This window comes from Nonomuraea sp. NPDC003214 (genome assembly GCF_053590035.1).
The window spans coordinates 1-1,379 of record NZ_JBSFSX010000047.1 but is presented as its reverse complement, the minus strand read 5'-3'; the positions used below and the strand labels follow the sequence as shown (position 1 = coordinate 1,379).

The 1,379-nt window shown below is 64.1% G+C and carries 1 protein-coding gene; it reads left to right on the top strand.

Annotated features, from left to right (window positions below; all coding sequences use genetic code 11):
* Positions 1 to 50 precede the first annotated feature (50 nt).
* Complete coding sequence (locus ACWDXC_RS45240; protein ID WP_449993258.1) at positions 51 to 1,373, top strand: IS630 family transposase; 1,323 nt, start codon at positions 51 to 53, stop codon at positions 1,371 to 1,373.
* The last annotated feature ends 6 nt before the right edge of the window (positions 1,374 to 1,379 follow it).

Here is a 1,379-nt window from a genome sequence, read left to right as displayed (position 1 = left end):
CTAGTGTCATGCGCCTGAAATTCGTCGGTTAAGTCCATAAGCTGGCATGCATGGCGCATTCAGGACCGCCGGCAGTAGAGATCCATCTGACCGAAGCTGAGCGAGCTCGGCTGATCGGCATGTCCGCGGAGTCGTCACGGTTGGCGATCCGGGCAAAGATCGTGCTGGGCTGTGCGGAGCCGGGATCCAGTAACGCGCAGGTGGCGCGGGAGTTGGGCATCGCCGTTGGCACGGTGCGCAAATGGCGTGCCGCCTTTGCTCGGGGAAGGCTGGATGCCTTGGTTGATGAGGCCCGCACGGGGCGGCCCAAGGCAGAGTTGACGGTCACCGACGAGGAGCGGGCGGTGTTGCAGCGGTGGGCACGAAGGAGCAAGTCCGCGCAGGTCCTGGCGATGCGCTCGAAGATCGTGCTGGGCTGCGCGGACGGCAAGGACAACCAGCAGATCGCCGCTGAACTGCGGGTGCACCCGGACACGGTGTCCAAATGGCGTCATCGGTTCCTGCGGTTACGGCTGGACGGGCTGATCGACGAGCAGCGTCCGGGCCGGCCGCCCTCGATCACCTTGGATCAGGTCGAAGAGGTGGTGGTGGCGACCCTGGAGGAGACACCGAAGAACGCCACGCACTGGTCGCGGGCCTCGATGGCCAAGCGCAGCGGGCTGAGCAAGTCGACGATCGGGCGGATCTGGCGGGACTTCGGGCTCAAGCCGCACCAGGCCGACACCTTCAAGCTGTCGACGGATCCGTTGTTCGTGGAGAAGGTCGTCGATGTGGTCGGGCTGTATCACGACCCGCCCGAGCGCGCAGTGGTGTTGTGCGTGGATGAGAAATCGCAGATCCAGGCCCTGGACCGGTCGCAGCCGGTGCTGCCGATGATGCCGGGCATGCCCGAGCGGCGCACCCACGACTACGTCCGCAACGGGATCACCAGCCTGTTCGCCGCCTTCAACGTCGCCGACGGCAGCGTCATCGGCGAGTTGCACCGTCAGCACCGCGCCGCCGAGTTCAAGAAGTTCCTGACCACGATCGACCAGACGGTACCGGCCGAGCTGGACGTCCACCTGATCTGCGACAACTACGGCACCCACAAGACCCCGGCGATCAAAGCCTGGCTGGCTCGCCATCCCCGCTTCCATATGCACTTCACGCCGACCGGCTCTTCCTGGATCAATCAGGTCGAGCGCTGGTTCGGCTATCTGACCGACCAATTGATCCGCCGCGGCGTCCACAAGAGCGTCCAAGCGCTGGAGAAGGACATCCGCGACTGGATGGATCAGTGGAACGACGACCCGAAGCCGTTCGTGTGGACCAAGACCGCCGAAGAGATCCTGGAATCCCTCGCTAAATATTGCCGACGAATTTCATGCGCATGACACTAG